17 protein-coding genes and 4 pseudogenes are annotated in these 25,013 nt (G+C 35.2%); 19 read left to right on the top strand and 2 right to left on the bottom strand.

Features of this window, described 5'->3' with window-relative positions:
- Window positions 1-152: 152 nt before the first annotated feature.
- Window positions 153-566 (top strand): annotated as a pseudogene (locus ACQ5H4_RS05890) (transposase); the annotation flags it as partial.
- 745 nt (window positions 567-1,311) lie between these two features.
- Here ACQ5H4_RS05890 and ACQ5H4_RS05895 read toward each other — a convergent pair.
- Window positions 1,312-1,929, bottom strand: coding sequence for a TetR/AcrR family transcriptional regulator (locus ACQ5H4_RS05895; RefSeq protein WP_430774026.1), 618 nt, complete (start codon window positions 1,927-1,929; stop codon window positions 1,312-1,314).
- A 160-nt stretch (window positions 1,930-2,089) separates the two neighbouring features.
- On the opposite strand from ACQ5H4_RS05895, the pseudogene ACQ5H4_RS05900 reads away from it, so the two are divergent.
- A pseudogene (locus ACQ5H4_RS05900) lies at window positions 2,090-2,590 on the top strand (FMN-dependent NADH-azoreductase); the annotation flags it as partial.
- 103 nt (window positions 2,591-2,693) lie between these two features.
- Here the strand turns inward: ACQ5H4_RS05900 and ACQ5H4_RS05905 are convergent.
- Entirely contained in the window at window positions 2,694-4,505 is a 1,812-nt protein-coding gene (locus ACQ5H4_RS05905) for a reverse transcriptase/maturase family protein (protein WP_430774027.1), read from the bottom strand.
- 614 nt (window positions 4,506-5,119) lie between these two features.
- Between ACQ5H4_RS05905 and ACQ5H4_RS05910 the strand changes: the two are divergent.
- From ACQ5H4_RS05910 to ACQ5H4_RS05990, 17 genes and pseudogenes are all read left to right on the top strand, one after another.
- Window positions 5,120-5,242, top strand: a pseudogene (locus ACQ5H4_RS05910) (FMN-dependent NADH-azoreductase); the annotation flags it as partial.
- A 470-nt stretch (window positions 5,243-5,712) separates the two neighbouring features.
- Window positions 5,713-6,567: an oxidoreductase gene (locus tag ACQ5H4_RS05915; RefSeq protein ID WP_430774028.1), complete on the top strand. Its 855-nt coding sequence runs from the start codon at window positions 5,713-5,715 to the stop codon at window positions 6,565-6,567.
- A gap of 61 nt (window positions 6,568-6,628) precedes the next feature.
- Window positions 6,629-7,495, top strand: coding sequence for an alpha/beta fold hydrolase (locus ACQ5H4_RS05920; RefSeq protein WP_430774029.1), 867 nt, complete (start codon window positions 6,629-6,631; stop codon window positions 7,493-7,495).
- A 75-nt stretch (window positions 7,496-7,570) separates the two neighbouring features.
- The gene (locus tag ACQ5H4_RS05925; RefSeq protein ID WP_430774060.1) at window positions 7,571-7,717 is read left to right on the top strand and encodes a Spo0E family sporulation regulatory protein-aspartic acid phosphatase; all 147 of its coding nucleotides are present in this window, start codon (window positions 7,571-7,573) and stop codon (window positions 7,715-7,717) included.
- Window positions 7,718-7,746: 29 nt separating this feature from the next.
- A complete protein-coding gene (locus ACQ5H4_RS05930) occupies window positions 7,747-8,502 on the top strand; it encodes an SDR family NAD(P)-dependent oxidoreductase (protein ID WP_430774030.1) in 756 nt (251 codons plus the stop codon).
- Between the two features lie 183 nt (window positions 8,503-8,685).
- A pseudogene (locus ACQ5H4_RS05935) lies at window positions 8,686-10,195 on the top strand (spore germination protein).
- The gene (locus ACQ5H4_RS05940; RefSeq protein ID WP_430774031.1) at window positions 10,137-10,556 is read left to right on the top strand and encodes a GerAB/ArcD/ProY family transporter; all 420 of its coding nucleotides are present in this window, start codon (window positions 10,137-10,139) and stop codon (window positions 10,554-10,556) included. The pseudogene ACQ5H4_RS05935 and the gene ACQ5H4_RS05940 overlap by 59 nt, the downstream one beginning before the upstream one ends.
- Before the next feature lie 22 nt (window positions 10,557-10,578).
- Window positions 10,579-11,484 (top strand): helix-turn-helix domain-containing protein, encoded by a 906-nt coding sequence (locus ACQ5H4_RS05945; RefSeq protein WP_430774032.1) that lies wholly within the window; start codon window positions 10,579-10,581, stop codon window positions 11,482-11,484.
- An 866-nt stretch (window positions 11,485-12,350) separates the two neighbouring features.
- Entirely contained in the window at window positions 12,351-12,566 is a 216-nt protein-coding gene (locus tag ACQ5H4_RS05950; protein ID WP_430774033.1) for a hypothetical protein, read from the top strand.
- Window positions 12,559-12,813 carry a hypothetical protein gene (locus tag ACQ5H4_RS05955; RefSeq protein ID WP_430774034.1) on the top strand — a complete coding sequence of 85 codons (255 nt, stop codon included), beginning with the start codon at window positions 12,559-12,561 and terminating at the stop codon, window positions 12,811-12,813. Before ACQ5H4_RS05950 ends, ACQ5H4_RS05955 begins: the two co-directional genes overlap by 8 nt.
- A gap of 476 nt (window positions 12,814-13,289) precedes the next feature.
- Window positions 13,290-14,402: a type I restriction endonuclease gene (locus ACQ5H4_RS05960; protein ID WP_430774035.1), complete on the top strand. Its 1,113-nt coding sequence runs from the start codon at window positions 13,290-13,292 to the stop codon at window positions 14,400-14,402.
- Window positions 14,403-14,601: 199 nt separating this feature from the next.
- Complete coding sequence (locus ACQ5H4_RS05965; RefSeq protein WP_430774036.1) at window positions 14,602-15,675, top strand: Wadjet anti-phage system protein JetD domain-containing protein; 1,074 nt, start codon at window positions 14,602-14,604, stop codon at window positions 15,673-15,675.
- Window positions 15,666-17,180 carry a hypothetical protein gene (locus ACQ5H4_RS05970; protein WP_430774037.1) on the top strand — a complete coding sequence of 505 codons (1,515 nt, stop codon included), beginning with the start codon at window positions 15,666-15,668 and terminating at the stop codon, window positions 17,178-17,180. Before ACQ5H4_RS05965 ends, ACQ5H4_RS05970 begins: the two co-directional genes overlap by 10 nt.
- The gene (locus tag ACQ5H4_RS05975; protein ID WP_430774038.1) at window positions 17,177-17,923 is read left to right on the top strand and encodes a DUF6063 family protein; all 747 of its coding nucleotides are present in this window, start codon (window positions 17,177-17,179) and stop codon (window positions 17,921-17,923) included. The genes ACQ5H4_RS05970 and ACQ5H4_RS05975 overlap by 4 nt, the downstream gene beginning before the upstream one ends.
- Window positions 17,901-22,364 (top strand): hypothetical protein, encoded by a 4,464-nt coding sequence (locus tag ACQ5H4_RS05980; protein ID WP_430774039.1) that lies wholly within the window; start codon window positions 17,901-17,903, stop codon window positions 22,362-22,364. Before ACQ5H4_RS05975 ends, ACQ5H4_RS05980 begins: the two co-directional genes overlap by 23 nt.
- Before the next feature lie 219 nt (window positions 22,365-22,583).
- Entirely contained in the window at window positions 22,584-23,669 is a 1,086-nt protein-coding gene (bglB, locus tag ACQ5H4_RS05985) for a beta-galactosidase BglB (RefSeq protein ID WP_430774040.1), read from the top strand.
- A 23-nt stretch (window positions 23,670-23,692) separates the two neighbouring features.
- A complete protein-coding gene (locus ACQ5H4_RS05990) occupies window positions 23,693-24,529 on the top strand; it encodes a sugar phosphate isomerase/epimerase family protein (protein ID WP_430774041.1) in 837 nt (278 codons plus the stop codon).
- Window positions 24,530-25,013 lie beyond the last annotated feature (484 nt).

Here is a 25,013-nt window from a genome sequence, read left to right on the forward strand (position 1 = left end):
TTTTTTGTGGCTTTTTACGATTTAGGTATTGATAATTAAAGCTCCGTACTTTAATAGATAAATATGAATTAATCCTAGAAAAGTTCGAAGAACTAGAATCAAATATAGATAAATTATTAGAACAAATACCTGGTGTTGAACAAATGATTGCCATAAAGGGGATAGGTAAGGATACTATTGCTGGCTTCTTAGCAGAAGTAGGGGATCTAAATAACTATTCACACCCTAGGCAAATAATAAATTTAGCTGGGTTAAGTTTAAAGGAGAACACGTCAGGAAAGCACAAAGGTCAAACCAAGATTGCTAAACGAGGTAGGAAAACTCTAAGAGTCCTCCTCTTCCGAGTAGCTATGCCCTTAGTCGCAAAAAATTCAGCATTTAAAGCCTTACATGAATATTATACAAAACGTCCAGATAACCCTTTGAAAAAAATGCAGTCCCTTATTGCCATATGTAATAAGTTGATACGAATTTTATTCACTATTGGTAAGAAACAATGTGAGTTTTGTGAAGACAAAATGTTGAAGGATATAACACACATGGCTACCTTGAAGAACGCAGCTTAATCTCTATAACTCTTATTTTTAATATGTTTTTCATATACTGATTTGGTTTTTATTTGACATATGAAGCACGGATTAGTCAGTCATTCAACTAAAATACGGGCATGGATCCTGTCGGGCAGCATTACTGACATCCACCTCATGGAAAGGTTGGACGAAGGAATTTTGGAGCATTGACTCTGTGAGACATGGGAGGGTACACCACCATGAGATATGTGGACATCTACCAGTGCGATTATAATTTTACTTATTACCCACTTTTTGGATAAAAGTGTATAGGTAGTAATGGGAGTTTTTGCTCACAGGTACCAAATTTCCCCTCAATTACTTTAATACACCAACCTCACTGTTAATAATAAAATTGAATCATATAGAAAACGTGAGAAAACAAGAGGTATTTGAAGATAACCGTTTCTTTATAGAGGGAGGTTAGTTTAATAAATATAAAAAAAGCTCAGTCATTTAATTACCGATCTTTTCGTCTGCAAGCATTTTATATAAAGTTTTTGAGTCTTTTTCAGATAGAAAGGTGTTTTTATCTAAACTTTCAATTCTCACTTTAATTCGATTATCGGGCGAAAGTATCCAAATTGCATAATCCTCGTTGATTCTAAAGTCAGGATATGTGCTCTTGTCACTAGCACTTTCCCATCTTGCATTCTTGAAAATCTTATAAACAATATTGCAAGAAATATATTAAATAATAGTCTTTTTGCTCATTGAACACCTTCCCTATTATAGCTTTTTCCTATTTAGACGAGTAATTCTCAATTAAGTCACAAATTCCTTTAGAACCTACCCCATCCATTATTATTGGTAGCATATTTGTTATAAATTGCTCTGTAGAGATTTTCCTACCCTCTTTATTCCAAGAGTATGTTGCTCCGTAGATACTCCAACTAAGCATTGTTGAAATGGTTTTAATTGATTCTAGTTTGGATAAACCAGGTGTTTGATCATTTGTATGAACTAAAGAGTTAAAGATAAAATTTTGTAATTCTTCAATAATATTATTTTGAATAAGCGTTCCCAAAGATTGATACCTACTAGAACAAAGGGTACTAAGATTTTTATGATAATCGCACATAACTAAAAGGATATTAGTAAGAGTCTCTTGATTAAATAAACTATGACAATTGAGTCTTTGCTTAAGATAATCTCTGAAATCATTAGTTATTGTAGAATCCAATAGTTCGTATTTATCGGTAAAATGCGCATAAAACGTTGCTCGATTAACGGTTGCCCTTGTTGTAATATCTCCTACAGTAATTGAATGGAAGTCTTTCTCCCGTATTAAGCTTGTGAAGGCATCTTCGAGTAGTTTTCTGGTACGTATAATTCTTGGGTCAAGTTTCTGTATCGTCATTTTTTCACCTCCGTAATAAGACAATTTTTAAGATTTGTTGGTTAAACAATATTTTTAGAGATTTGATGAGTGTAGCTTCTTCCTACCTATCTTATTATAAACATGCAACGAGTGTTGCGTAAGTGTTAAGGATAAAACCAAATCAAGGAGTGAAGTTAAAATGGCAAAAGTTTTATTTATAAAAGCAAATTCTCGCCCATTAGAGCAGTCAGTTAGTGTACAACTTTATCAATCATTCTTAGAAAGTTATACAGAAACTCATCCAGAGGATGAAATAATAGAGCTTGATATCTTTAAAGAGAATTTACCTTATTACGATACAGATAAGATAAATGGGATGTTTAAGTTGAGTAAGGGAATAGAATTAACCCCTGAAGAAAAAACAGCGACAAACCTGGTTAATAAATATTTGGATCAGTTCCTTTCTGCTGGTAAAGTTGTATTCGCTTTTCCTCTTTGGAATTTTACAATACCTGCTCCATTGCATACCTATTTAGATTATATAGGTCAGGTAGGGAAAACTTTCAGCTACACAGCGGAAGGACCTAAAGGACTACTCAGTGAGAAGAAAATAGTTTTATTAAATGCAAGTGGAGGAGTTTACTCAGAAGGACCTGCAAAGTCATTGGAAATGGCTGTGAGTTATCTAAAAGTAATTTTAGTAGGGTAAGTACCCGGCGCCTTGCTTAGTTACCTAAGTAGGTTTCCAAGAACTCCCCTCCAAACCGTACGTACTCCTCTCAGAGTATACGGCTTTCCATTTATCAATCTAACTTTCCATTGTGTAAGTCATGGTGGCATTGTACACACATGGCAATCGTCTTACGATTTCTTGCAATCATGTTTTGTTCCCATCTTTTCTTACCTTTTAAATCTTTAAGCTTATTGATATGATGCATCTCTAATGGAACATTTTTTGCACCACACCATTCGCACTTTTGAGCTAAAAGGCGGTCAATGAGACTTGTTCTGCCACCGTAAAGTAACGTATTTTCTATTATATCGACTGACTGTTTTTTGATTTCCGAGTTCTTTTCCATTCTTTGTTCCGTAAAATAGGCAATTTTAGGACCATCCTTCGTTATATAACGTATACCTAATTTCCCGTTTATCTTAAATTTTGTAATGATTTTACTGACGGTACTTTGATATTTACTGGCATATGTTTTAATCATGCTGTATTTCATTGTTTGTCGAAAAGATTGAAGGACGTGTACATTACTTGCTAGACGATAATAATAATATAATCCTTCAATTTCTGCATTATACGTACGAAGAATTTCAAGGTTATCATTATGCACTAAATACGGACGATGAACTGGTTTCCAGCAATTGTTGCTGTTAATTTTTAATGCACCTAAATCGATGAGTTTTTTGATGTATTTTTCTTGAGGACCGAATAGCTTAGTCTGATAGTTGAACTTGCGTTTCTTTGTGCCATTTGGCATCTTCATTCTGTGCCAATCTCTTGCTACACGTATATCGTACCCTAGGAATCTAGCGTTTTTCTCACTATGCGTTATCAACGTTTTTTCAGCACTCAATTCTAATTTGAGTTTATCTGCAAGGTAGTATGTTAAATCTTTTTTGATTTGTTCAGCTTCCTTTTTACTACCAATGACACCGATAATAAAATCATCTGCGTACCTTACATATTTCATTCGGCGATAGTTTGGGTCAAAAAGGTCTTTGCTATCATGGCTTTGTAGCTCTTTATATAGAGCTTTTAATTCTCGAAGCCTTTCAGCTTTTTCTTCCTTAGTTAATCCTTCCCAATCACGTTTATTTTTACTTTTACAGTAATTAATTCTTGATGCCAGGTTATGATAGACAAGATTATGTCTGCGCTTTTCCCCTTTGTTAAAGGATTCCGCATATTTTTCTACATATTTATCTAATTCATGTAGATAAATATTCGAAAGTAACGGACTAATAATTCCACCTTGGGGTGTCCCACTATAGGTTTTATGAAAAGTCCAATCCTCTACAAAACCTGTTCTTAAGAATTTCCAAATTAAATTAATTAATTTTTCATCCTTGATTCGTTTCCGTAAAAGTCCAACTAATACATGATGGTCAATATTATCGAAGAAACCTTTAATATCCCCTTCAATGAACCATCTCGTCCCTGTGAACGTATTGCGTATTTCCTTCAAAGCTGTGTGACAGCTACGATTTGGTCGAAAACCATGCGAATGATTTGAGAATTGCGTTTCATAAATACTTTCTAAAATTCGCCGTGCAACTTCTTGCACTAACTTATCCTCAAAAGTTGGGATACCCAGAGGTCGTGTTTTACCATTTTTCTTTGGGATATATGTTCTGCGTGCTGGTTTTGGTTGATAGGTTTGTTCTCTTAGTTTTTCAATTAAGCGCTCGATTCTTTCTAAACTCATTCCATCGATAGTGTCATTATTAACACCTTTTATATTACTTCCTTTATTTGGATAAAGTTTACCATAGGCTTCTAAATAAAACTCGGTGTTATACAAGTTTCGATATAATCGCTCAAATACATACGTTTCATTTTGTGCTTTGGAAGTTAGACTGCTTAATACTACTTTTGGATTTCTCATAAAGCCTCACGCTCCTTCCCAATTTGGTATTAAACTAGATAAACTGTTCTCCTTCGCCATGTAATAGGCTTTCCCTATCTCGGACTACTACGAGAACTCCGTTGCCTTATCAGATATTCAGCATCATCTTTCTTGCATTTCAGCTTGAAATTTATCACCTAAATAGGTATTATGCATAGCTGTGGCTTCAGCGTTCTGACTTAGGCAATCCCCATTTAGACATTTAGAAACATAGCGTTTCATAGTTTCGGATGTGATGTTCACTCGTTTCTTCCATATAGAAGATGGTCGAAGCAGTATCACTTCATATTTCTCGAAGTTTATAAGAAATATGCATACTTCACACAGCGTAAATCATTACCTCCCGCTGAAGGTCCCCGTAGTCCTCCTTGAGCTATCATTCAAGCAATTCAGCTTTCATCCTTGTCTATGAATTGTCATCTCGCCATTCAGTCGTGTCTTGGTAACTAGACAACTTACGGCTTTTCCAACATGCTACACTCCCCGCTTGGTTTCCCTTACGGATAAGTTGGCTGATGATAGGGTGAAGAATGTGATAATTCCCTACTACTTTGCTAGAGCAGATTTTCTAAATGCCCTTATGGGCGCACAACTTCTGGGGGGTAAACGATATAAAAACCGTCATAATAGAAGGGCACAATCAATACCCAGAACAAGCACAGGAGATTATTGATGCTGGTATTGAGAAAGCTGTAAAGGTAGCACAAACATTCTAATAGCAATGATCATCCTATTTGTATTCAAGAAATTGAATACGAATAGGATGATCAATATGAAAGGGAGCGAACTGATTAGTTAAGCGTCCCTTTTTCATTGCCATAATCAGCTCATTATAACTATATCAGTATTTACGTTGTAATTTGGATTATGTATCAATAAGGCATTTCAGTATGAACCAAAAAAACAATTATTTTGGCCTTAATAGAAAAGCGAGGATTAAGATTAATTAGTATAGTTACCTTATCAGCTAAGAGATAACCAATTTGCTGAAATCGTCCAATGAAGGAGATATATTTTGATAAATTGATTGGTAACTTTATTTCATTAGTCTTATCAGTTCTATTGAAACTCTAATACACTTAAATTTTATTTTAATTAGATAACTAAGCTACTGCATTGAATTTATATATATTCAGAACCTTCTCAACTAGATCATTTCATAATAACAAAAAAAGGGTGGAAAAGGATGTCAAAAAAACAAAAAGTTTGGTTCATAACTGGTGCGTCAAGAGGTATTGGATTAGAAATTGTAAAGGCCGTACTTGATTCAGGTGATATTGTAGTTGCTACAGTTAGAAACTCAGTAGAACTTCTATCAGATAAATTAGGGAATCCAAAAAATCTTAGTGTTGTTGTTATGGATGTAACTAATGAACAACAGACTCTTGAAGCAGTAAATGAAACAATAGAAAAATACGGAAAGATCGATATTCTAGTAAACAACGCTGGATACGGGCTTCTGGCCGCTGTTGAAGAATCATCCACAGATGAGGTAAGAAAAAACTTTGAGACCAATGTGTTTGGTTTATTAAATGTTACTAGAGCAGTATTGCCATACATGCGTAAAGAAAGAGCCGGTCATGTAATTAACATTTCATCAATTGGTGGATTAGGTGGGTTTATTGGATGGGGAGTATACGGTGCAACCAAGTTTGCAGTAGAAGGATTGACTGAATCGCTTGCACTAGAGTTGGCTCCACTTGGAATAAAAGCAACCGTTGTAGCACCAGGATTCTTTAGAACAGATTTCTTAGATAACTCTTCCCTAATTCAATCAAGCAACATTATTCCTGATTATGATGAAACAGTTGGTGAGATGAGAAGAATTGCTAATAAATTAAATAAAAAACAACCTGGTGATCCAGTGAAGTTAGCCAAAGCAATCGTTTTGTTAGGGAATGCCAAAGAAGCTCCAGTACATCTCCCACTAGGTAGTGATACTCTTCATATGTTTAAAGAAAAGACAGCAAACTTTGAAAGAGATATTCAAACCTGGAATGATGTTATAACAAGTACAGATCATGATGATATAAAAAAATAAGTTTGATAATAAACATTTCAATAGATCTTTGTTATAAAAATAATTGAGACGGTGCATTGAAATGACGGTTTACTATAAAACAATGCTTGTAAAAGGGATTAATATATTCTATAGAGAAGCTGGAAAGCCAACTAATCCATCGATATTACTTCTTCATGGATTTCCATCTTCCTCACATATGTTTAGAGATTTAATTAATGAACTCAAAGAAGATTATCACATTATTGCACCAGAATATCCTGGTTTTGGAAATAGTGATCAGCCTTCCATACACGAGTTTGAATATACTTTTGAAAATATCGCTAACCTTATCAATGAATTTATAGATAATCTTGATTTAAAAAAGTTTAACTTATATGTTCACGATTACGGTGCTCCTATTGGCTTTAGAGTTGCAACCATGAGACCAGATAGAATTGAAACAATCATATCACAGAATGGGAATGCCTATGAAGAAGGGTTACTTCCCTCATGGGAGCCACTTCGACAATATTGGAATTCTCCAACACAGGAAAATAAAGATAAGCTTAAAGGATTAATTAGCGAGGATTTTACTAAGTACCAGTATATACATGGTACTCGAGAACCAGATAAAATTAGTCCAGACTCATGGAATATGGATCAATACGGTCTCAACCGACCAGGGAATGATGAAGTTCAGTTAGCTTTATTTTATGATTATCAAAACAATCTAAAACTTTATTCATGCTGGCAAGATTACTTTAGAACTTATCAACCACCGACTCTAGTTGTTTGGGGGAAAAACGATTTGTTTTTTGGCCAAGAAGGTGCCAGGGCATTCCAAAAGGATTTAAAAGATTGCCTGGTAATCTTATTAGATACGGGTCATTTTCCATTAGAGGAAGACTTATATACAAGTGTAAAATTAATGAAAGATTTTTTGTTGGATAATTTCAAAAAGGTCTAAGGAACCCAATATACTTGTTGGAAAATAATTATAAAAATGTATGAGAGTGATATGAATAAATGTCAGAACCTTTTAATGGAAATTTATATATTGAGATGTCAACTAGATACACTATATAAGAGTTATAGAAAACTTTCAAACCATGATATTTTATTGAAAAGCCAAGAACTTGACTTGTTAATAATTAAGTATCAAAAAGAGTGCAAGATAAAAGAAACATAAAAAAATATTATTCTATGTGGGGTTACCAAATGAACAGGTTTAATGGCAAAGTAGCAGTTGTAACAGGCGGAAGTAGTGGCATTGGACTCGCTGCCGCGGACCAGCTTGTGAGGGAAGGTGCTAAAGTTTTTATTAGCGGAAGAAGTCAGACTGAACTTGAAAAAGCAGTGAAATTATTAGGAGACAATGCAATTGGTGTCCAGGGGGACGTTTCTAGAATGAATGATTTGGACGAACTTTTTAAGACTGTAAAAAGGTTTGAAAAACAAATTGATATCCTTGTAGTTAATGCAGCTGTTGGTGAATGGGCAACATTAGAAACAATAACGGAAGATCATTATAATAAGACATTTGATATTAATGTTAAAGGTACCCTTTTTACTGTTCAGAAAGCTTTGCCCTTACTTAAAGATGGTGCATCTATTATTTTAATAGGATCAATTATGGCATCAAAAGGTATACCAGCATTTAGTGTTTATAGTGCATCAAAGGCAGCAGTCCGTAGTTTTGTAAGAAGCTGGATTTTTGATTTAAAAGAGAGAAACATCCGAGTAAATGTTTTAAGTCCGGGAGCTACAGAAACACCAGGGTTTTTGACCTTGGGAGGGAATAAAGATAGAGAAAAAACCGAACAATATAAAGATATGGTAGCTTCTCGAATTCCAAGAGGAAAGCTGGGTACAGTAAATGAGGTGGCCAAAGCTATTGTATTCCTTGCTTCCGAAGATAGTAGCTATATTAATGGTAGTGAAATTTTAATTGATGGTGGAGTATCACAAATTTAATCATATTATATTTATTACTACAGACGTTTATATATTAAAGCAAGGAGACATATTTGTTTCCTTGCTTTTTTTACAAAGTAAGGATTTAGTGTTTTAAATATTTTTAATCCATGTATACCTTAAAATTGTAAAGATAACATTATTAGAATGAACTATAGATACTATTAGAAGGGGAGTAAGGCAATGGTTTCCCTTAAAAATATATTAACTGAATTTAAAGATATTAATGATATTATTTCCTGCTATTCTCAATCCAGTGACTTCTCAAATTTAATGATAAGTAGTGAATTATCCTTAACTATTGCATAATTTGATTCCTTAGTGGATGAAAAAATTATTCACGAAAATATCTCCACACCTATAATGGAAAACCTTGGAAAAATATTAAGTTTAGAGGATATAAGAAAAATACTGCCTATAAAAGATACAAAAACAAATAATAATATGAAAGAGATTTCGGAGCAAGTATTACAGGGGAGTTCAATAGTATTTTTCAAAAATAATGCAGATAGTTGTATTGTTGTTAACTCATTAACAACATCTAAAGGTTATCGTGAACAAAACGATGCCGAAAATGAGTATAGTGTTATCGGCCCTAAAGTTGGTTTTGTAGAAAATATGATACTAATTTGCGTTTATTAAGAAAAAGTTTGAATACACCTGATCTTAAATTTGAGGAAATGATAGACAGAACCACTTCAAATACAAAAATTGTAATTGCATATCTGGATGGGGTTATCAATAACGAATATCTTAATACAGCTAGACAAAGAATTAAAGAACTGACTATGATTTAATCTGTGATAGTTCAATGCTAGACCAATTAATTACTGATAATTCAAATACTCCCTTTCCCTTGTTATTGCTACTGAGAGAGTAGATCGTGCAGCCTTTTGTCTAATAAAAGGACAACTTACTATACTATGCGATGGTTCTCCTTACACAATTAATGCTCCAACATCTATTTTTGACTTTTTTGTTTCTCCAGAAGATTATTTATTACCGTGGGTACTTGGAAGCTTTTTTCGAATGATAAGGTTTTTAGGGGTTATGTTCTCAATTACAGAAACTCCCATTTATGTAGCTGTTCTAACTTATCACATTGCTGTAATACCAAAGGATATGCTCGGACCTATCATTGATTCGAGAGTAAACGTTCCTTTTCCACCGTTAATAGAGGCACTCTTCTTGGAGATTATTATTGAGTTTCTACGAGAAGCTGGTGCTCGACTTCCAACAAAGGTTGGGCAAACATTAGGAATTGTAGGGGGGATTGTTATTGGACAAGCAGCTGTTGAAGCAGCATTAACTAGTAACATATTACTTATCATTGTTGCTTTGTCTGCATTAGCATCATTTACCACACCGACTTTTAAAATGTCAAATACGATTCGTTTTTTAAGGTTCCCTTTAATTATTAGCATCAATATTGGGAGGATTAGGGTTAGTTGCGGGAGTAATAGTCCTTTTAACACATATTATTCGTCTTAAATCATTTGGGATCCCTTACCTGGCCCCCCTTTATCCCTTTAGATATCGTGATTTGACAGACGGTTTTGTTAGGTTCCCTTTACCTTACATTAATAAGAGAAGAACAATTTTCAGACCACTGATCCAATCCAGATTCTATGTAAATGGAAGGAGTTACCTTAATAAGTTTCACCTATTTCAGTATTGGACAATTATTAAATAGTAAGTGGCCAACATTAGAAATGATAAAGATTATTGAGCTTCCATTTGTTGAAAGATTTGAATTTATAGTTGTCTTTAGTTGGTTAGCTGTTATTATCTCAACAATATGTCTACATTTATGGAGTGTCTGCCGAATTTATAAGAGATTGTTTGATATTAAGCCTAGAATCTCACTAGTTATTTCACTTGGGATTGTATTAATGTCCACAGTTGGAATTGATAATTATTTCAAATTAGAGATGGTTAATAAATTTGTTTACGCTGTAGGGTTTTATTTTGTTTATTTTTATATCCCCTCGATCTTTGTTATTAAGATAGTTAGGAACATAATTAAAAAAAAGCTTAGTGATACAGAGAAATAACTTGGAAAAGGAGGTTAGGATCTTGCTAAACGTTATAAGTGAGCTAATTAAAGTACCAGAAGGAATGTCGAATGAACCTTCTAGTCAAAGTGTTATAAAAATGAATGGTCTGACTGTTATTGAATCATGCTTACCTACCAAAAAAACGGAGGGAAGAATGTTTTTAGAGGATCATATGCTATTATTTGTCCTTAAGGGTAGGTATTTATTAAAGTTTGGTAACCAGTCCTACTTAGTGAAGGATAGAGAAATGCTCTTAATTCATAAATCCATTGTAGTTAGTTATGAGAAATTTGGTGATGAAAGATCAGTTGATTTGCTTGATTACATGATGTTTTTTTTAAAAGATGAATTACTAAATGAGTTTATAAAAATGACTAATTTGCAATCCTCATTCCCATCCACGGTTATTCCAATTTCAGTGTATCCTATGAATGAGCGTTTAACAGGATATATTGAATCATTAAAACCTATATTAAAAGATCCAAATAAAATCCAAGAAGGATTAGTCAGATTAAAACTGCTTGAGTTACTATATGATGTTGCAGATACAGATGAAAAGTTCCTATACCAATTTCTACATTTAAGACATAATGAACGGAAATGTATTAGTCAGGTAGTTGAGGAAAACATTTTCAATCCTGTATCTATAGGTGATTTGGCATATCTATCTGGAAGAAGCTTATCCACATTCAAAAGAGAGTTTAAAGAAATATACAATTCACCTCCTCTTAAATGGATTCGCTATCGTAGACTAGATAAGGCAAGGGAACTTTTATCACATTCCCCTTTTTCTATTACAGAAGTATGTTTTACAACTGGATTTGAAAATGTAGCTCATTTCTCTAGGGTATTTAAAGAGAGATTTGGTGTTTCCCCATCCATATATAAGCAGTCATTAAACAAACTTATGGATGACACACGATGAATTTATTAAATCACAGTGTAGTAGTATCAAATGGCTAGACTATAAGCAAGTACTAGTAGAAATATAGAAAATACAAAGAAGGAGACAGGAACCCCGTTAAATTGGTGAACGAGATTCCTGTTCTACTTTTTATTTTAGGAGCCAAAGTATGAATAAACATTTTACTAAAGACATTAGGATTAACAAGTATATCCATCATTGACAGGGTTGGGGTCACTTGGTTCCAATAAACTCAATCTCTCTTTGGGTGACAAATGGAAGAAGAGGAGGTTTGTTAAAACCTCCTCAACCTATTTAATCCTATAAAAAAATAAGAAAACTGATCACACTTTTGGTCACACCGTGGTCACAGATTAGATGTTTTTATATTTAATTGAATAAAATTAAATGATATATGAATTAATAAAAAGTGCATTAAATCAAGACTTTACGGCATTATATAAAACTAAATGTAATCAAAAATGATACCTTCCCTCTAACTTCAAAACCGCTTGTGTCCTGCGTGCCAGGATAGCTGGGTTCGATTCCCAGGCAGTCCCGCCATAAAGTCAATGTTATCAACGGTTAAGACAGTTTTTTGATAGTGATTTGACAGTGATTTGTTTTGATAAAGTCACTAGTGTTTTTTCGGTAAATTACATAGACCTAGTGTGACCGATTGAGGTTGTACTAGTGAGTTTAATCCACTTATTTCTGTAAAAAGAAGGGTGGATTTTTTTTATGTTTATTATTCGCATAACTATTCCTAAGGGTTCTAGAAATGGAGTATATAAAAGGTTTTTGATAAAGGGATAATTTCGTGAAAATGCAGGAATTTACTCCCAATTGTTGAATGTTAGTATTAAACTTAAACTAGGAGGGATAAAATGAGTGGAAAAATTAAAGAACTCGAATTAAAACTAGAACTGAAAAAACAGTGGTACTGTGACTACTGTGGTGAGATCATTGAATCGGATAAAGATGGCATGTTAGAATGGGATTCTTTTTTACCTGAGGACGGAAGGGAATTTACTGCGGACTATTTTAGAATTGTACATCATAGGGCTGTAAAGAATTGTAGATCCAAACAAGCTGATGAATAGTTATCTGATGGTCATTTACACTGGTTCACAAGGTCTATCAAAACTCCTTACTATTCAGGCTAGAAATACCCTAGATATTATAAAGTTTCACAAGATTATTAGAAGATTACATGTTGATTACTATGAGGAAGCAATTTCATATATACCACAGGCACTAGAAGATGGAGAATACGAAATTGAACCAAATGGAGACGGAGATATTTCAGAATCAAACTTAAAGTGGTTAATTAGAAAGTATGCTAACTAGTATTAGTTGTACCTGTGAGGGTGTTTTATTATTTTATGGTTCTTACAAATAGCATATGACTGTAACTGTTGTATATGAGATTGTGAATAATTGAGCATTGTTTACTTCTTCCTTTCGGGTTGAAGATCATCCTCAGGTAAAAAACATAGCAATGTAGGGCATGTTTGCGAAAGTAAGCATGTCCTTTTTATATACATGTTATGAGAGGATTATCCAAGGAAACAATCCAAAACAGTGAAGGCATGTATAGTGAGGTTTTTTATAGTATTATTAGCTAATTCTGTTATAACTTCTTTCCTCTTAATTGTTGCTAGGTCTTCCTATTTATATACAAAGTTCAAAAATCTCAGATAGCCACAAATTAGATTCTTTTTACTCATAAAACAAAATTAAATAGTCATGAATGTCACGGACATTAGTATCATAGTTTGGTATAATAAGTGGTAAATTATTCTAACTGTGTGGGAGTGAGAAATGTGGAGGAATTTAAACAGCAAATAAAAAGTCTCGGAAGTAGAATTGAAAGGATAAAGGGTAATATTCAAACAGAGGAAGCAACTAAAACATCTTTAATAATGCCTTTAATACAAGCTTTAGGTTACGATATTTTTAACCCTGAGGAACTTGTCCCTGAGTATGTTGCAGATGTAGGGATAAAAAAAGGGGAGAAGATTGACTATGCTATTATGCAGGGTGAAGAACCAGTTATTTTAATAGAAGCTAAAAGTGTTAACGAGCAACTCGGGAAACATGACTCCCAGCTTTTTAGATATTTTGGAACGACAAAAGCAAAGTTTGCTATCCTAACAAATGGTATTGAGTATAAGTTCTATACTGACTTGGATGAACAAAACAAAATGGATCAAAAACCATTTTTTGTTGTAAACATGTTGGACTTAAAAGATGTTGATATAACGGAATTAGCTAAGTTCCGAAAGAGTGACTTTGATGTATTAAATGTTTTAACGACTGCCTCGGAGTTAAAGTATACAGGTGAAATTAAGAAGTACTTAACTGAACAATGGGAAGAACCCTCTGAGGACTTTATTAGAGTAGTTCTAAATGAAATATATCAAGGAGTAAAAACAAAAAAAGTCATTGACAACTTCAGGGAGTTAGTGAAAAAATCCCTAAATCAATTTGTCAATGAAAAGGTAAATGATAAGCTACAAAAGGCACTAAACTCGTCTGCTGATAATACCGACAATACAGCACTAAATGCCGCCATTGAAGTTGAGAAAGAAAAAGAGAGTATTGAATTAACTAATGATACTAGGTCACCAGAAGAAGAAATACATACTACAGAAGAGGAAATAGAAGGCTATGTATTGATAAAGCTGATACTAAAAGAAGAAATAGACCCTTCAAGAGTTTTCTATAGAGATAATAAAAGTTACTTTAATGTGTTGTTAGACGACACAATTAGAAAATGGGTTTGTCGTTTAGGTTTTAACAGTACGAATAAGTATATTCAATTAAATGATGTTAACAGAACATATATTAAAATCGATTCAGTTAATGATATTCTTAACTATAAAGAAGAAATTCTTGAGGTTGCTAGACTATTTGATAAAGCCACAATAAAATAATTAAAAAAATTTATAAAATTTTCAAACGCACAGTGAGTATACTTGTGCGTTTTTTATTGTGATAAAAAATATAATCCTAAAGAATTTCTCTACTTTATTAACCAACAATTCACTTACAAACCATAGACCAACTAGTTTATAATAAAAGGATGTCCAAATAGGATAGAAGTAGGAGTTTGACACGAAGTAGAGTAAGTAGGTGAGCACTATAGATATCATTGAAACACGGGTGAGAGGTTTTATTGAAGATATTCAACACCCTAAACAAAAAAAGAAGATTAATATTAATGATTTAGAGCTTCAGCTGCGTAAGTTGATGGATGATTATTTTGAGATGGATGGTTATTCGTTGTTCTTTCGTTCCATTGAACTTTTGCAAGCAGAAGGACAATTGATTCCTATTCAAAATAATCAATATAACGGAAGAACACCGGCGTTACCCTTATATTATTGGGTGAATATAAAAGTTCAGTCTACCAAGTGGGATCGTCTTGAGATGATGAAGTTAAGTGATCAGTTTGATTTTTCTTATTATGAACGTCATCCTGAATGGCAAACGGTTGAGGAATGGCATCGAATCCAGAATGTTTATACTTTTCTCCAAAGCGATCAGGAACGGGAAATCGTTTCATTTGAAGAAAGAAGCTTGGAACTGTTTAGTCATGAAAAATTTTTACTAGATGGTGACAGTTTCCCCGAAGGAAAAGGTTTTTTAGCTAGAATTGGAGTATCAGAAGAGCAGCTGAAAATGGTGAGCTATGGGGAGCCTTTTGTATTTTGGATGAAACAAGGAAAAGAAATAAAAGATATTCAGAGGGTACTCATTGTTGAAAATCTATCTTTCTTTCATACTTCCATTAAATTATTGGAAGCCAATGTACTGGATTATGAACCTGAACTCATTATTTATGGGGAAGGGACAAAAATTGAACGTAGTTTTTCCTTTTTCTTTCGAATGTTTCCTCCAAAATCCTATCTTTTCTATTACGCAGGAGATCTAGATGCCTCAGGATATGGGATCTTAGTTCGGCTTATCGATAAGTATCCGGAATGCTGTATTCAGCCTGCCTTAAAGATATATCGGAAAATGCTTGAATGTTTAGAACAAAGAAATGACCAGAAATCTGGTCAGACTCAAAACCCGAAATACCGTGATTCCTTTTTCCAATGGTTTACTGAAGAAGAACAAGCAGTATTACTAGAATTATGGCGGGAAAATAAGCGGATTCCACAAGAAGTGTTAACAATCGAAACATGGAGGAGATGGATGTGAACGAATCTTGGGAAGGCTTCGCCCAACGAATGCAGCGATTAAATCCTCTATTTGAACTTGGAAGGGGAATGGAAGTCGGGGAATTGAAACCTCATATCCAAACCATCCTCATGCAAGTGCTCCTCACCATCTTTTATAGAGAACTAAATGATGATGATCATAGAAGCAAATCAGATATCAAGTATATGGTCGAAGATTCAATTAAACAAATGAGACTTTTAGCAGACGATAAGCAGATTGAACGAATCACGAGTGGGCTTTTATATCAGGGGAAAGAAGAGTATAGTAGGCCGTTTGAAGCCTTATATTACGACGAAATAAGGCAATCTTGGGAAACGCAAACTTTCCGATATGTCACGATGGATGAATTATATACGAATCTCGAAATAGGCGGCTCGATTGTTTATAAATTAACAGATGTCGCTCAGGAAATGATATTTATGAGCCGAGAAATGGCTGAGGAATTCTCGATAACGATTGAACAACTCTATAGTATGCAGTTGATTAAAAACGGTAATTTTAGAAAAGCTACTCGAAACCTCGATCACCTCATTTCACGAGTAAACCGCTTAATGGCAAATGAATTCACCTTCCAAAAGGAAATGATCAACAATCCCAAAATTTTATTGGTTGAAGAGGAAAGGCAAAGAGCAGACAATCGTGTGGAAATAGAAAAGCAATTTGAAGAGGAAAAAAATCACTTCCGTACGATTACTAGTATGATAGAAAAAACGAAACGTAGAAATGAAGCAGATGATTATATTCAAAGGGAATTGGTTCTTCTCCAAGAGAAAATAGGTCATACAAGGCAATTACATGATCGTTTTGCGAAGCTCGTTATTCAAAATATATCGTATGAGCTGAAGTTAAAAGCAGAAAATCCTTCATTGTTCTGGGAAAAGAGCATGGTTTCCTTTAGAGAGCATGTGTATGAAAATTGGTTATTTAAAGAAGGAGTTCAAGATTTTAGCGCCATAGAAAACGTCCTTTCTCCCATATTTTCACCGAAGAATGAGTTTATTTTGCCTCTTGATTGGATTTGGGGAGAACAAGAATTCGATGAGCAACAACTAACAGATGTTGAAGTGATAGAAGAAGCAGAAGAAAACGAAACTCGTCCACGTGTGACGAACTGGGATTCTGTTATAAGTGCGTGGAGTTATGTTTTTCAATTTTTACAAACGAACAGAGAGTTTTCATTATCCGATCTCGCCACCATGCCTTTGGAAGTGCAAGACTTGTGGTTCGAGGAATCTGAAACGATTGATTTATGGATGATGTTTGATAAAAAGCCGTTAAAGGTTCAAGTGCTGCACCGGAAGGAAGAAACACTGAGTGATGAGAGAGAAATTCTTCTGCATAAATTAATGAAAGAATATCCACAGTTTCAAGTGTTTGAAGGGTTGAAGATCTTTACCATGTTTGATCCTCGAGCGGAGCCTTTTGTATGGTATCAAACAAAAATCACCCCTTTTAAAATATGTATAGAGGAGGAGAAGCGATGAATGCTGAAACGATCAAAAAAGCGTCAGCGGTCTATTTTACGTTATTAAAAGATAAAGTCATCGACGAAAATAGTGAACACTTCCAAACCTTCTTTGACCCGGAAGTCAGACAGATGGTTTTATTATTAGCAGACGAATCAGGTACGTATATCATTGAATCACCCAAACGTATCCATTTAGTCGTTCAGCCAACTGGCTCGGTATTTGCTACAAATTTCACACATATGAAAGAGAAGCATCGCCAAATCGAAACGAAAAAACATTTTCACCTGATCAGCGTGATCATCATGTCTTTCTTAGCATCCATTGATCGCAACCAGGCGGCGAAAATTCGAACGAAACGGGAAGGCATTAGCTACTATGCCTTGGAACGGTATGTTAATGACTTGATGATGAATTGGGAGAAAATTCTTAAAGCGAAACCTAATTTCGGAGAAGAAGAACGACTGGATATGAAGGAAATGGTGACCACCTGGAAATACATGGAGGTCGACACCGAGGATTATGGGATGAAAAAAGGTAATAGAAGAACGAGAATCGGATTAATAACCAGCGCTATGCGGTTATTAGAGACGGAAGGGCTAATCGTTATTCTTGATCGGGATGATATTCCAAAGGTAATTCCAAAACAAGAGCTTTTTGAGAGAATTGAATACTTGTATCATGATTATGACCGATACGAAATACTAAAGAAATTAATGATTACAGAGGAGAATGAGCATGCCGAAAATCCATCGAATTAGAATTGTTGGCCTGAAGTATGATGGCATGCAAAAGCAATATAAAGATACGACCTTTAACTTCCATAATGAAGAAACGTCAACCAATGGTCTCATCGCTATGATGAATGGGGGCGGAAAAGGTGTGTTCCTGCAAACGGTCTTTCAAATTCTCAAACCTGGAACGTCTTGGGGAAAACAAAACAATCGTTATTATCAACAATTTTTCTTTAATAATAAAGAGCAGTTTATTCCTTATACCTTTCATGTTCTCATTCAATGGGAATTAGACGGTGCCGATCGCAGACATCTAATTACGGGAGGCATGTTCTCTGCTGAACAGAGAATCTCGATGAGTGAAGAAGGTGGAAATGAAAGCAAATCTTTAGAACAGGAAGCAAAAATTCTCCCCAATATTACATTTTACACGAGAGAATTTGAACGCAAAGAAGAGGCCGCCGTCGAGCATATTCCACTGTATGAAAATGATGAGGTTGCTGACAGTGAAAGCTTGAAGGATTACTTGAAATGGAATGGATATGACGTTTATAAAGATATGAAGAAACACTATCGCATCCTTGATACATACGGAATTAACCGTAAAGATTGGGACATTATGAAGGATATCAATAAGGATGAAGGTGGAGTAGGAAAATACTTTGAGGGAGCCGAAGATGATCATTCCCTTTTCCAAAAACGAATTATTCCTACCGTTAGTCAAGTCTTACATCGAACGGAACACCAAAAGAATGATCTAGTTGAGATTTTTAAGAGTCAGGCCAGTATTGCAAAAGATCTGCCTGTTCTTTTAAAAAGAGAGCAAGCCCATAAAGAATTTTTAGAAGATATTGTTCCCTTTGAAGAGCATTTAGCTAAAGGGGTCGAACATAAAGAAATTGTTCAGGAAAGTATTAAGGTAGGAAGGCAACTGCTTGGTGCATTAGAACATTTGAAGCAATCAGAAACGGAAATGTTGCTTACTTTAGAAAAAGACATAGAGAAATTAACAATCAAGCAAGAAGACCTACGCTATCAAAAAGATAATTTGGAGTATGCAAAAGCTCATCGAGAGGTAATGGCGTGGGATAAGAAATTAGTAGAAGAAAGAAAAAAACATGCTTCCTCTCAAGAAATAGTCAAAGAGAAACAGGAACGAAAAGAACAACTCGTCTTTCAGTTATTATTGAAAGAGTGGAGTGAAAACGAACAAACAATTCGTTCTCTGTCACAGCAAATTGCCATATTAGAACAAAACAGTGGCTTAGAGCAAGTGAATCAAAGAATGGATGAAATCAAAAAAGAAGTAGCACAACAATGGGAGCATTCCTATTTAACCATACAAGAAGGTGTTAGGCAGTACTTGGGCTATCAGAAGTTCCTAAAGAAAAAAGAAACGGAGCTCACGCAACAGGATAAGCTGAAGACAAAAGAAATTGCTCAAATTAGTACGGAGATGGATTTTTTATATACGCAAATACATGCCTTTGAATCAAAAGATGCAGCACTCATCAAAGAATTTGGTGACCGCTTAACGTATGACTTAAAGGGCTTGATTGAATCTTTCTCTAAACAAATTGAGGATAAAAAGGCTACCTTAGAAGAGATACAAGCAAAAGATAAAGAATCTAGTGAAAAGCAAAATTCACTAGCCTCTTCCCATGGTACGCTTGTCCAATCCATTCAGTTTTCAGAAGAAAAGTGTACGGAATTAGAGATAGCAAATGACGAACAAGAGCAAAGAGAATCAAAATTATTAGATAAACTTCATGGTTTATTGGATGATGTTACTGCACCGTTTACTCACTCGCTTTTATCAAAGTATGCGTTACAGATAGAAGAACTTCTGGCAGGTAACAAACAACAAGGGGAACAAATTAAAAAAGAACTTTGGGAAACGCAGCTCGATCATTCCTTAAATGATGAGGGTTTCTGGATTGCAAATAAAGATGTGAAAGAATTAAAAGAATGGATCGACGAGAAGACAGGTATTGATGTGTTTTATGGTACTCAGTTTCTTCAATCATTACGTACAGAGGATATGGCGAACTATTGCTTATCGTATCCGCTCCTTCCATACGGTTTAGTCGTAAGCCAGCATCAATGGCAAAAAATTAATCAGCAGGTTCTATCAGGAAGAATGTTTAAAAGTCCGGTACCGATTTTTATGCGTGAGGAAATGAACAGCGACAATCACCAACCATCCTTTGTCATCATTAACGGAACCGAGAAAGAGCTGTTATCGGATAAAAATCAATTCACCCACTGGAAAATTAGTATGGCTAAACAAATAGAAGAAAAGAAAGATACACTTATTGAGATTGAAAAAACAGAAAACTCTTTGCGTCGTATGTTAAAAGAAATTGATCGGTTTCTATCAGGTCAGTTATCAAGTGATATTGAAAAAAACCTAAATCAGGAACAGAACGCTCTTCTTGCTAAGAAAGCAAATTTACAGGAAATCACCATACAGCAAGAAAAGGAAAAGCTATTACAGCTTCAGTTAAAAGAGCAATTGGAACATACAAAACGAAAAATAGATAAACTTACAAAAGATGTGGAAACATTAGAGGAATTTGAAAAAGAAAAAACTCTTCATCAAGAAAATAAACGGGTGAAAGAAGAAAAAGAGAAACAAACAGAAGCCTTGGTCCTACAGCAGCAAGTATTAGGAAAAGAGCACCAACAGATCGTGGAGTTACAAACCAAGTGGAATCATACGTATGTAGAATGGAAACTGACAACCGAACAGAATATCAAGGAAATTGCCTTCTTTATTGAAGGAGCGGCTTTTCCTTCTGATGAAAAAGTAGACCAAAGCGAAGAAGTTCCGCGCCTATCCACTCATTTATTAGAAGAGATAAATGGGAGAATAGAAGAGTTGAAACAGCTTCAAAAATCAAAAGAAGAACAAGCTAGAGAATTACTCGTTATTCAAGCAAAGAAAGAAACCGAACAAAAGCAGCAAACAAAATTAGAGAAAAAACTCAAAGCAGCAAATGAGGAATGGGAAAAGGCATCTGAACCTGATGAACCGATAAGCATATTAGAAAATATGCTGCAAACGGCACAGAAGGAAGCGAAGGCTGCGGAAAAGGAAGAGCGTGAACAAGGAACGGCCGTAACGGTAGCAGAAACGTCCTTGCAGCATGCGACCGAACAACGCGAAAAGACAGGCAAAAAGATAGCAAAGCATGAAAAACAGCCTGAAGAATGGGCAGATCTTGACTTAGAAGTGAAGGAAGTAGAAATAAAAGACCAAACGAAGATAACGAAGGATTCAGTAAAGAAGACGGAAAAACGTCAGAAAGAAACAGAAACCAATATTGCAAGTTATGAAGGAGACTTGTTAACTCTATCAGTGATCTTAAAGGAAGAGGCAGCAGCATTTACCGATCATGAGCTAGAAAAAATTAAGACTCTAGGGAAAGCGTGTATCTTATCCTGGTGTGAAGAACATCAAGAGATTCAAGAAGAAGGACAGGAAAAGCATGCGAAAATCGACCAATCCTTGCGTAACTTAAAACTTGCGATTGAAGGGAAAGATTGGGAGATTCGTTTTAAGAATGAGGTTTTAACAACATTAGACCATATGGATACAAGGCATTACTCGCATATTCAAAGCATTGTGAAAAATATGAAGCGCTTCTCACAAAGTGGTTTGGAACAATTAGAACGAGACAAAGAAAGGGCAGAAAAGGCTCAAAACTTCTGGGCTAGTCGAGCTAGTATGAAAGTAATGAGTATTTCAGAAGCCATTCGTTCCATGATTGCGAAAATGAAGCTGAAAAATGAACGAGGATCTTTCCCTCTCGTCCAATTAAAAGAAGACATCTTGCCTAAAAAGGCGGAAGATATCGAACCGCTCCTAAAGCAGCATTTTGTATCGGCCATAAATAAAATTACGAAGCAATTTGATATGATTGATGATCATAATCGATTATTAGACCAGGAAATTAAACAGCTTATTAGTGACGAGCAAATTTTGTTTGTATCACTGAGAAATCGATATCCTGAGTTACTTGTCTATAATATGAGAACGGATAATGCCTTTATGTATGGGAAACCCCAAAGAGAGCATTACTCTACTTGGCAGACCATTAATCAAGGATCTAAGACAAAATCAGATGGCAGTGGGGGACAAAAGTTATCAGCCCGAATGGTTATGATGATGATGTTATTATCAGTTAAAAGTGAAACCGATCATAGCTGGGTTCCTTTAGTGTGTGATAATCCGTTCGGACAAGCTGCATCCACACATGTCCTTGACCCGATCTTTGCAGTTGCCGATAAGTTAAAATTCCAATTCATCGTCGTCACACCGCCCGAACTGGTGAAAACAGAAATCAGCCAACGATTTGATTCCTACTATAAATTGGACTTCATTCGTGAAAAAGGAAAAGAAATAGTCTCTGACACCATCGTTCCAGCGTATCGGATATATCAGGGAGAAGAAGTCGTTCAATAGTGATGAAAAAATCTCACCTTCTATTTAGAAGGTGGGGTTTTTTTGTACAACAAAACTCGTGGGGTGGAAAATTAATTTAAAACACTGTTTTTTGTTATAAAAAAACTGAATTTTAAATTTTATCCATAAATTCGTTTCCATATAATAGAGTTGAATCTTTATACCATGTATTCTTTTACACATTTCCTTTAACCAACTATATACAAGGAGGTAATCAACATGCAAAGACATGAAATTGAACAGAAAATAGAGCTGCTAATTGATAACCTGATTAACCTAAATGATCCAGACGGGAAATATGCGATTCCACTTGCAGATGGAAGAAAAATCGATAACAAGAGTTTTAATTATTGGGAATGGACAGCAGGGGTTGGCCTATATGGCATGATGAAATATTATAAATTAACGAAAAAAGAAGAGATTTTATCAATTATCATCAAATGGTTTGACGATCAGTTCAAAGAGCCTCCAGTGGAGAAAAATGTTAACACGATGGTACAAATGTTAACGCTTGCATATTTATATGAAGAAACAGGTAATCCCACATACCTTCCTTATTTAGAAACTTGGGGTGACTGGTTATATCATGATATGCCAAGAACAAAGGGTGGGGGAATTCAGCACGTAGTTTTCGGTTCCGAGAACTATCAGCAATTATGGGATGACACGCTAATGATGAGTGTTTTACCGCTAACGAAGATCGGCTTATTGCTAAACAAACCCGAATATGTGGAAGAGGCAAAAAAACAATTTTTAATACATATCAAATATTTGTCTGATAAAGAGACCGGTTTATGGTTCCATGGCTGGACGTTTGAAGGCAATCACAATTTTGCTGAAGCGTTATGGGGACGTGGAAATTCATGGGTGACCATTGCCATTCCGGAATTTCTAGATTTAGTTGATTTAAATGAGACAGACGCTGTTCGTCAAGTATTAACGGATACACTGGAGCAACAATTGGACGCTCTTGAGTTATGCCAAAATGAAAATGGGTTATGGCACACCTTGTTGCTAGATCCAAGTTCCTATGTGGAAGCCTCCTGTACCGCTGGTTTTGCGTATGGAACGCTAAGATCTGTTCGTAAACGCTATGTTTCAAAAAGATATTTGAATATGGGATTAAAGGCTATTTCAGCCGTCATTGAAAATATAAATGAAAATGGAGAATTAGAAAACGTTTCAGCTGGAACTGCAATGGGAGAGACACAAGAGTTTTATAAACAAATTCCAGTTACGGCCATGCCATATGGACAATCAATGGCCATTCTTTCATTAGTAGAATACTTATATCACAGAATCTAAGAGATTAAGGTGAGGTGAACGAAATGAATATCGGTATTAGAGCTCATGATATTGAAAACCGTCCGCTAGAAGAGTTAGTAAGAGAAATAGCTGGGAAGGGGCTCACATCTGTACAGTTAGCGCTGAATAAATCATTCGATCATATTCCTACAGAATTAGGTAGTTTAAGTCCTGGTTTAGCCAGATATATTGGGAATGAATTTTTGAAGCAACATGTCCAAATTGCTGTATTAGGTTGCTATTTTAATATGATCCATCCTGACCTTGTGGAGAGGAGAAAAGGAATCGAACGATTTAAAGAGCATATCCGCTTTGCAAGGGATTTTGGGTGCAGTATTGTTGCGACCGAAACGGGTAATATAAACGCAGACATTATCTATACAGAGGATAATTTCAAAGAGGAACCGTTTTTAGAAGTAATTGAAAGTGTTCGTGAACTTGTTCAAGAAGCTGAAAAATTTGGTGTGATCGTTGGTATTGAAGCAGGTGTGAACCATCCTATCTATTCGCCAAGTTTAATGAAGAGATTGTTAGATACCATCCCTTCGAATAATCTTCAAGTTATTCTTGATCCAGTAAATCTGTTAACGATTGATACGTATGAGAATCAGGATGAGATTTTTCAGGAAGCAATGGAGTTATTTGGTGATCGGGTAGTCGTTCTGCATGCAAAGGATTTTATTATCCAAAATAACCAACTAACAACCACTGCAGTGGGTAAGGGATTATTAAACTATGATTTCATTTTAAAACAGATAAAAGAAAAGAAACCTTATATAAATATTTTATTAGAAGAAACGAAGGAGCCTTATATTAATGAAAGTGTGGCTTTTTTAAAGGAAAGATATGAATTGTTTTAGTATTTTGAAAAGTGGGTCTGATTCGGACAGGAAAGTTCATGCGAGTAGGTTTTGAGTCCGAAAGCGTGGCTGATTCGGACAGGAAAATTCATGCGAGTAGGTTTTGAGTCCGAAAGCGGGTTTGATTCGGACAGGAAAGTTCATGCGAGTAGGTTTTGAGTCCGAGAGCGGGTCTGATTCGGACAGGAAAGTTCATGCGAGTAGGTTTTGAGTCCGAAAGCGGGTCTGATTCGGACAGGGAAGTTCATGCGAGTAGGTTTTGAGTCCGAAAGCGGGTTTGATTCGGGCAGGAAAGTTCATGCGAGTAGGTTTTGAGTCCGAAAGCGGGTCTGATTCGGACAGGAAAGTTCATGCGAGTAGGTTTTGAGTCCGAAAGCGTGGCTGATTCGGACAGGAAAGTTCATGCGAGTAGGTTTTGAGTCCGAAAGCGTGGCTGATTCGGACAGGAAAGTTCATGCGAGTAGGTTTTGAGTCCGAAAGCGTG

The sequence above is a fragment of the Bacillus coreaensis genome, from assembly GCF_050586445.1.
In the GTDB taxonomy this organism is placed as follows: domain Bacteria; phylum Bacillota; class Bacilli; order Bacillales; family Cytobacillaceae; genus Robertmurraya_A; species Robertmurraya_A coreaensis.

Excerpts from the sequence above, each read along its gene's own strand:
- ACQ5H4_RS05895 (WP_430774026.1), bottom strand. The coding sequence starts at position 1,929 with ATGACGATACAGAAACTTGACCCAAGAATTATACGTACCAGAAAACTA.
- ACQ5H4_RS05905 (WP_430774027.1), bottom strand. The coding sequence starts at position 4,505 with ATGAGAAATCCAAAAGTAGTATTAAGCAGTCTAACTTCCAAAGCACAA.
- ACQ5H4_RS05915 (WP_430774028.1), top strand. The coding sequence starts at position 5,713 with ATGTCAAAAAAACAAAAAGTTTGGTTCATAACTGGTGCGTCAAGAGGT.
- ACQ5H4_RS05920 (WP_430774029.1), top strand. The coding sequence starts at position 6,629 with ATGACGGTTTACTATAAAACAATGCTTGTAAAAGGGATTAATATATTC.
- ACQ5H4_RS05925 (WP_430774060.1), top strand. The coding sequence starts at position 7,571 with ATGGAAATTTATATATTGAGATGTCAACTAGATACACTATATAAGAGT.
- ACQ5H4_RS05930 (WP_430774030.1), top strand. The coding sequence starts at position 7,747 with ATGAACAGGTTTAATGGCAAAGTAGCAGTTGTAACAGGCGGAAGTAGT.
- ACQ5H4_RS05940 (WP_430774031.1), top strand. The coding sequence starts at position 10,137 with ATGGAAGGAGTTACCTTAATAAGTTTCACCTATTTCAGTATTGGACAA.
- ACQ5H4_RS05950 (WP_430774033.1), top strand. The coding sequence starts at position 12,351 with ATGAGTGGAAAAATTAAAGAACTCGAATTAAAACTAGAACTGAAAAAA.
- ACQ5H4_RS05955 (WP_430774034.1), top strand. The coding sequence starts at position 12,559 with ATGAATAGTTATCTGATGGTCATTTACACTGGTTCACAAGGTCTATCA.
- ACQ5H4_RS05970 (WP_430774037.1), top strand. The coding sequence starts at position 15,666 with ATGGATGTGAACGAATCTTGGGAAGGCTTCGCCCAACGAATGCAGCGA.
- ACQ5H4_RS05975 (WP_430774038.1), top strand. The coding sequence starts at position 17,177 with ATGAATGCTGAAACGATCAAAAAAGCGTCAGCGGTCTATTTTACGTTA.
- ACQ5H4_RS05980 (WP_430774039.1), top strand. The coding sequence starts at position 17,901 with ATGCCGAAAATCCATCGAATTAGAATTGTTGGCCTGAAGTATGATGGC.
- bglB (WP_430774040.1), top strand. The coding sequence starts at position 22,584 with ATGCAAAGACATGAAATTGAACAGAAAATAGAGCTGCTAATTGATAAC.
- ACQ5H4_RS05990 (WP_430774041.1), top strand. The coding sequence starts at position 23,693 with ATGAATATCGGTATTAGAGCTCATGATATTGAAAACCGTCCGCTAGAA.